Origin of the sequence: uncultured Mailhella sp. (genome assembly GCF_947631555.1) — a bacterium.
In the GTDB taxonomy this organism is placed as follows: domain Bacteria; phylum Desulfobacterota; class Desulfovibrionia; order Desulfovibrionales; family Desulfovibrionaceae; genus Mailhella.
Genome location: NZ_CANRLT010000099.1, coordinates 1 through 6,788 on the forward strand (window position 1 = coordinate 1; position 6,788 = coordinate 6,788).

Genomic DNA, 6,788 nt, shown 5'->3' on the forward strand with positions numbered 1-6,788 from the left:
TCGCTTCGCTGCTCCTCCTTTCCAAACTGCAGCCGCAGAGCTGGGCTGCAGTTTGGTTTGGGCACAGCGCTCCACACGGTTTTGACACGGCCGCGTTGGCGATGAGGGGTGGGCTTGTGTACCTTCCGGCTGCTTGGCGGGCACACAGCGGCGCACAGGCTGCTGCGTTGCGCACGCGGATGAACACTGCTTCTCAGCACAGAATGCGGCGAGGCAGCGACTTGCGGACGCTCGGTTGTCCTGTTCTTTTGCATTGACGACTGCTTCTTCGTCAGTCGAGCACCTGCGAGAGCAGACAGCTGGTGCGGCGCAGACCGTTGTGCGAGGTAGACCACAGACTTTTCTCTCTGCATTGACGAGCATCTGCGTTCTAAATTTCGCATACGACACAGTGAGTCCCCTTATGATTTACAGTCAGCGCGGTTGGATTATCCAACCGCGCTGACTGTTGTGCGCTGTATCATGGGTGTTGGTGGAGCTGAGTGGAGGGCGCATCACAGATAGTTGCTGTGAATTGGGCGGCCTTTGACAACAGTTATTTTGCACTCACGCTTTTGCCTGTCATCGTATCCTGCTTTGTACTACCCTTGTATGACCTTCTCGCAGAAGAGCATGAGGACCGTCGCCACCTGCGCGCGGGTAGCCCCCGCTTTGGGCGCAAGGCGCTCACCATCTACGCCGCTGATCAGACCGGCATTCACCGCCCAGCGCATCGCTTCGACAGCGTAGCCGCTTATGTCGCCGGCATCTGTAAAACTGTCAAGACTGCCTGTTATTTCAGACGGTACAAGTCCTCGGCGCTGGGCATAGTGGTAGAGGATCGTCACCATCTGCTCGCGGGTCACACCATCATTTGGACCGAACGTGTTGTTTCCGTAACCGGATATCATGCCGGCACCCTCTGCCCATGCCACCGCGTCCGCGTAATATGCGCCGGGCGATACATCGATAAAGTCCGCACCGCCGGCCTCTGGCTCATAGGCCAGATGGTAGAGCACCTCTGCAAACATGCCGCGGCTCATGTTGATATCCGGCGAGAACTGGTTTGCTCCAGTGCCGCTGAACAGTTCCCGGGCTGCCGCGAACGTTACGGCATCCTCCGCCCAATGCACTCCCTGCACATCCGCAAAGGTCTTGCTGTTGTCCACGATCTTCAGAGCCATGCCGTCCTCGACGTTCAGCACAACGCCGTTCTCGCCAATGACGCAGTCACGCACGATTTCCTCACTGCCGTCGGGGTTTACCACTACGGCTACAGTGCCGGGGCCGAACTCGGACACAGGGATATCCATCCTGGCGGTATCGCCGGAACCCACCTTGACCGCAATCTCCGGGGCGTTGCTGCTGTCCTTCGCTGCCGGGGCCTCAATAGGCGCGGTGACAGTGCCCCCAGTGAAGGAGGCCGGTACGGAGACGGTCATCCCTGTAATGCGCCCCCGGCTGTCTGCAGCAGTGGTTCCGGTGACACCATCCGCGGTTTTGGCCGTCTTAGTGGCTGTACCATCTTTTTTTGTTTCTGTAGTGACCGTGCTCCCGTCGGGATATCTCGTGGTTTGAGTCACAGTGCCGGTGGCTTTATCAGTTTGGGTCGTTGTTCTGGAACCGTCCGGGTTGGTTGTAACAGTGGTTGTTATTCTATCATCGGAGGAACTGCCGCTGGAATGCCCGCCGCTTGGAACATCGCCGCCGGATGTGAAGTCCTTCCACATTGCATACAATTTGTAGAACCCGCTCCAGAGCAAACTTCCTGCTCTGTAATTTTGGCCAGTACCGTCTGGCTTGGTATTCCAGCCAGTGAAGTCTGCGTCTTGAGGGAGCTTGGAAAACACCTCGTCTGCGCTATACAGCCGCAAGTCTGCCGAAGAAGTGTAATAAGGATTCATGATTTCGTAACACACTCGCTGCTCTTGGTAATCCGGATGATTCTCGTTGAACTCAACGACCGTAGCAGGATCCAGCACGGTGATGTGGTCCCCACTGGTAACAGTCATGACAGAGCCGGGCGGGTAGATTCCCGGTTCCTGATCCAAAAAGCCAACAAATCTAATCTCATATTTTGTCCCATCTTTAATCCATCCGCAATATTCTGTCTCGGGAAGTATAATTTGCTCCTTCTCGCTGCTCATGGGAATGATTTGTGTCCGCATTTTGGGGCCAGACAGGATATAGTAGTATCCCTCCTGCGTCAGGTCCAGCCATCTCTCATAGAGGTGGAGCACCGTTCCGTCCGGTATCTTGTCGGAAACTGTGTCACGAGGATAGTACCACTCGCCGGTCCCGTCCGCCTTGGTGCACCAGCCCTCAAACACAGCGGAATCTTCGGAGTACGACGAAACACTTCTAATTAAGTCTTCATTTATGCTGTTCTCAACAGCGGGGTCCCCCCAACGACCGGTGTAGTGGTAGACCACCCTGTTGCGGCCCCACTGGGCATAGAGCAGAGCGTTTCCCGTCAGTTGGATGGGCTCGCCTGGGTCATGCCACTTACCTTGAGCATACCAATCATAGATCAATTCCTTTTCCCACCAGCCGAGGAAGTATTTGCCTGAAGGCGCGACAAAAGGATTTTCGATATACTGGGCCGCATCTGAGCCATCGAAATTCAGGCCGTCCTGGATCACATACGCGATCCCGTCCTTAGTCTGTGCGCCGTTCCCTATATACTGGATGTAACCGCCGTCCACAGGGACATACTGCGCGGTGAAGCGGGCGATGTTGTTTTCATCCGCCTCAGCCGCCATCGTCTCCCGGGCGGCCGCGGTTAACGGGTATTCCGTGCCTGTTTTATCGCCCCGATAGCCGACAGCAGCATGGCCCTCCTTGGAGAATGGCTCTATTTCGTCAAGATAGTACATATTTAACTCGCCGAACGACGTGATATAGCATCTGGCTGCGTTGTACTCGCCGCCTGAGCTTGTCTTGCCGCCGTCGCCGTCGATGATTGCATAATAGCCGCTGTCTTTATTGGCCGTTATGGGATAGAGGACAGAACCCTGCTCGACAGACACGAGAACGCCGGTCGGGTAGTATCTGTCATTGCCCTCCCAATAGGCCACAACTGCCCCGTCATACAGCCTGCCGGGCAGAGTCGCCTTTCCGTCGGCCAGCTCAACGATCTCCCGCGGTTTCCCACTTTCCAGCAGATGCGCCTCCCCATCCAGAATACAGCACGCTCCCGGCGGTTCTGGCTCATACTGCGCGAACAATTCGTGGCATTGGACTGCCGCCGCATAGGTATACTGCGAATACCACGTACCGGTCCCGTTTTCTTTTGTGTTCCACCCGATGAAGACAGAACCAGACGGGGAACTGACAGAAGAGCTTACAGGACCGTCCCTAGTCCTTCCCATCGCTGGTCAGTCCGTCGCCACTGACGTAAAAGATGTAATTCCCCGGGGCCTCCTCCCACTGCGCGTAAAGATCAGTGGGGGCCTCCTCGATTGTCGAATAGCACTCGCCAATGGGGCTGGATAGTTTATAAGATTTCCCTGTCCCCAAGGCCTTTGTGTTGTATGAGGTCACGACCTTGTTTTCACCGCTGATATATGGCGCAACAGTATACAGTGGCAGCCATGAATCATACAAATCTTCTGTGTCCAAAACAGTTTCCTCTGTGCCGTCATTCTTATGGAAGAAAGCATATCCATAGTCACTGCCTCTTACAGCGTGTACTGTGCTGACGGGTACCATCGTCAGGACCATCAGGACGGCAAGGTTCAGGCTGAGTATCTTTTTCCACATAATTTTTCCCTCCCGGTTTTATTTTGCCCACATCCCTCCAGCAGGGCCAGCGCGGTCCAGAAGAACGGGGCGGTGATGCACATGCTGAATCCGAAGAACGCCTGGATACAATAACACAGCGCGGCCCCGCCGAGCATAGCGGCCGCCGGGCCTGTGGGACCCTCTTTGATCCACTTTTTGGCGAGGTTTGCCAGCAGCGCGAGGTATACAGCCAGGGCAAAAACGCCCTGGTGATACAGGATATTGAGGTATTCGTTATGAGCCACGTCGATTTGCGAGATGATTTCGTGCTGGAGCCCCTCATGATAGCGGGTGAACGGCTCTAAACCGCCGTAAAGCATCGTATCAGGGCCGGTGCCCAGCAGAAAATGGTCCGGTATCCGAATCAGTGTCTCTTTCCAGATGTGAAGGCGCCCGGAGCCGAAGGCCCTGTCAAAGTTTCCGTGAAGTATCTCGTGGATTTCGTGCAGCATCCCTCCGCCGGTATCTACAGCGTAACATATAGCGATTGCCAGGGCAGCGGACGCAAAGAGCAGCCATGCCAGCCGCTTGCGCCCTTTTGCTCCAATCGGGAGTACGACTGGGAGCGAAATAATGCCTCCCACAAAAACGCCGACAAGCCCAGCCAGGACGGACATTTTCAAAAGGACTGCCAAAGACAGCGCAAGCGGGATCGCAAGGAGAAGCCGGTGCTTTCCTGGCAGCCGCAGCAAGCCGATCCACATAATTGGGATCACAATACACAGGAAGGACGCCACCAGATCGACGTTGCCGATTGTTCCGAGGTAGGCTCCGGAATACTCGATATAAGCCCCAGCATAACTGTGGCCTTCCGGATAGAGCAAAAACGGGTTTTGTCCGGCAAGCTGTATCAGGCATAAGATGCAGAACAAGGCAGTGACTGTACTGGCAATATAAAGCAAGTGCCTGGTAGGTTTCCCGAAGTACGAAACTAAAATGAAACAGAGGCCATAAATCGTGAGGGTCAGCGCCCCCTCATACCGGCTTACGCCGACGACCGTTTCAGGAAAATAGGGGGACAGAACCGCCGATACCCAAGAGATCAACACATAAGTGAGCACAAATTTCTGAGGCAAACCACTCCTTTTTAAGAATACTGCCTTGGGTCGTAATTCCCCAATCACAAACAATTCCGCAGCGAAAAGTCCCATGAGCAGGATATATCCGCCGCACAGGACAAGAAACAGATGATATTTCGCGTTTAAGATGTCCTGATAACCCCGGCTACCACAATAGAACAGGTAAACAGTCCATAGCAGGATCAGAAAAACGGTGGTTAGGGCAGAAAAAATATTTATATTCTGTTTCATTTCCTGCAAGTAATCACCTCCCAAAGACCCCGCTGGGAGAAAAATGGCCTGCAACCTGTGGGTTGTAAGCCACATTCTCTCTTGCGAAAGCTGGGGATGTATGGTAATATTTTATCATCGAAACAGACAAGAGCAGGCCAGGCCGTTCCTGAAAACGGCACCAACCTGCTCAACACCATGGCTCGTTTAGCGTGGACCACAACCCACGCTTTATGGTCCAAATTCCTCCCGGCACCACCGCTGGAAGGTCCCGTGGGCTACGCCCAGTTCTCTGGCCGCCGCCCTGCCGGAGAGTTCACCCCGGCGCCATGCGGCCAGAACATCCTCGTAGCTGCTGCCTCGTTCCTTGAACTTCCGCCCAAAGTGGACGCCCCTGGCTTTGGCGGCCGCGATCCCCTCGGCCTGCCGCTGGCGGTTGAACTCCCGCTCTGTCTGGGCCACATAGCTCAGAAGCTGGAGCACGATGTCGGCAATCAGCACTCCCGTGAGGTCCCGGTCCTGGCGGGTGTCCAGCAGCGGCATGTCCAGGACGACGATGCCGACCCGCTTTTCCTTGGTCAGCAGCCGCCACTGTTCCAAAATCTCCTCATAGTTGCGCCCAAGCCGGTCGATGCTCTTGATTACAAGGGTGTCACCGGCTTTCAGTTTTCGCACCAGCCGCTGGTAGCCGGGGCGCAGGAAGTCCTTGCCGCTCTGCTTGTCCAGGATAATGCGGCTGTCCGCCACGCCGAAGTCCCGCATAGCGGTCATCTGCCTGTCCTCATTCTGCTCCCTGGTAGAGACGCGAACATATCCGTATGTGTCCATAATGCTCCTCCTTTTTTCATTCCATTTTAGAGGAGCCACGGAGCTGTGCAATTTGAAGTTGTTTCAGAGAAGGCAAAAGCGGTTGCATCCCTCCATGGGAGACAGCCGCTGCGAGGATAACCTGCTGTGCCTTCTCATTTCTTCTGCCTCCTTTCCTGGACACAACATACCAGGTTTTGGGGAGGAAGTCTATCAGAAGATTCACTTCCCATTTCCAGCGCAGTATGCTATAATCATACTGCGAAGGGAGGGCGGCAGAGACAATGGCTGTGGGAGACAGACTGGTTCAGTTTTCTCTGGGCGATATGCTCTTTGAGTACGACGAGGAGAAAAATCGGAGGAATATTGAAAAGCACGGGATATCCTTCGTGACCGCCGCCCGCATCTTTTTCGACTATGATCGGATCGAAATGTTCGATGATGAGCATAGTCAGGAGGAGGATCGCTACAATACCATAGGGGATACCTCGGCCGGAAATTTAACTGTCATTGGCAACCTGGGCGGTTTTTCAGATGGACTGAACGACATCCTGTTTGTGGTTTATACAGAGCGTGAAACGGTTTCCAGAGAAGGAGAAACGGTGGAGGTTACGAGGCTGATCTCAGCCCGTTTGGCGACGAGTTTTGAAAGGGGACTCTATTATGGCAAGTACAGCTGATTTTCCCTATGAGGTGCGTCAGGAGCTGGCCTTTACGGAGAAAGAGCGCGAGGAGCTGGAGCGGGCCAGGACCATGCCCATCAGCTTTGATGAGGACTGCCCGGAAACTACCCCGGAGCGGGCGCTGAAATTCAAGCGGGTAAATCCCGTCCGCAAGACGGCGCAGTAACAGCCAACAGCATCAAAAAAGCATCAAAGGCAGAGAGAAAAACCAGGGGAAACTTTGCAAAGCGTTGGAACAGGCGGAAAG

Annotated in this window: 6 protein-coding genes; 2 read left to right on the forward strand and 4 right to left on the reverse strand. The window is 54.7% G+C overall.

Annotated features, from left to right (window positions below; translation table 11 throughout):
• Positions 1–581 precede the first annotated feature (581 nt).
• The 4 genes from Q0Z94_RS10510 to Q0Z94_RS10525 all read right to left on the reverse strand — a co-directional run bounded on the left by Q0Z94_RS10510 (position 582) and on the right by Q0Z94_RS10525 (position 5,879).
• Positions 582–3,206, reverse strand: coding sequence for an S-layer homology domain-containing protein (locus Q0Z94_RS10510; RefSeq protein ID WP_298069504.1), 2,625 nt, complete (start codon positions 3,204–3,206; stop codon positions 582–584).
• 130 nt (positions 3,207–3,336) lie between these two features.
• Positions 3,337–3,741: a hypothetical protein gene (locus Q0Z94_RS10515; RefSeq protein WP_298069506.1), complete on the reverse strand. Its 405-nt coding sequence runs from the start codon at positions 3,739–3,741 to the stop codon at positions 3,337–3,339.
• A complete protein-coding gene (locus tag Q0Z94_RS10520) occupies positions 3,717–5,072 on the reverse strand; it encodes an O-antigen ligase family protein (protein WP_298069510.1) in 1,356 nt (451 codons plus the stop codon). Before Q0Z94_RS10520 ends, Q0Z94_RS10515 begins: the two co-directional genes overlap by 25 nt.
• 210 nt (positions 5,073–5,282) lie before the next feature.
• Complete coding sequence (locus Q0Z94_RS10525) at positions 5,283–5,879, reverse strand: recombinase family protein (protein WP_298069507.1); 597 nt, start codon at positions 5,877–5,879, stop codon at positions 5,283–5,285.
• A gap of 263 nt (positions 5,880–6,142) precedes the next feature.
• Here Q0Z94_RS10525 and Q0Z94_RS10530 point away from each other — a divergent pair, with 263 nt between their 5' ends.
• A complete protein-coding gene (locus tag Q0Z94_RS10530) occupies positions 6,143–6,538 on the forward strand; it encodes a BrnT family toxin (RefSeq protein WP_298069508.1) in 396 nt (131 codons plus the stop codon).
• Complete coding sequence (locus Q0Z94_RS10535; RefSeq protein WP_298069509.1) at positions 6,522–6,707, forward strand: hypothetical protein; 186 nt, start codon at positions 6,522–6,524, stop codon at positions 6,705–6,707. Before Q0Z94_RS10530 ends, Q0Z94_RS10535 begins: the two co-directional genes overlap by 17 nt.
• The last annotated feature ends 81 nt before the right edge of the window (positions 6,708–6,788 follow it).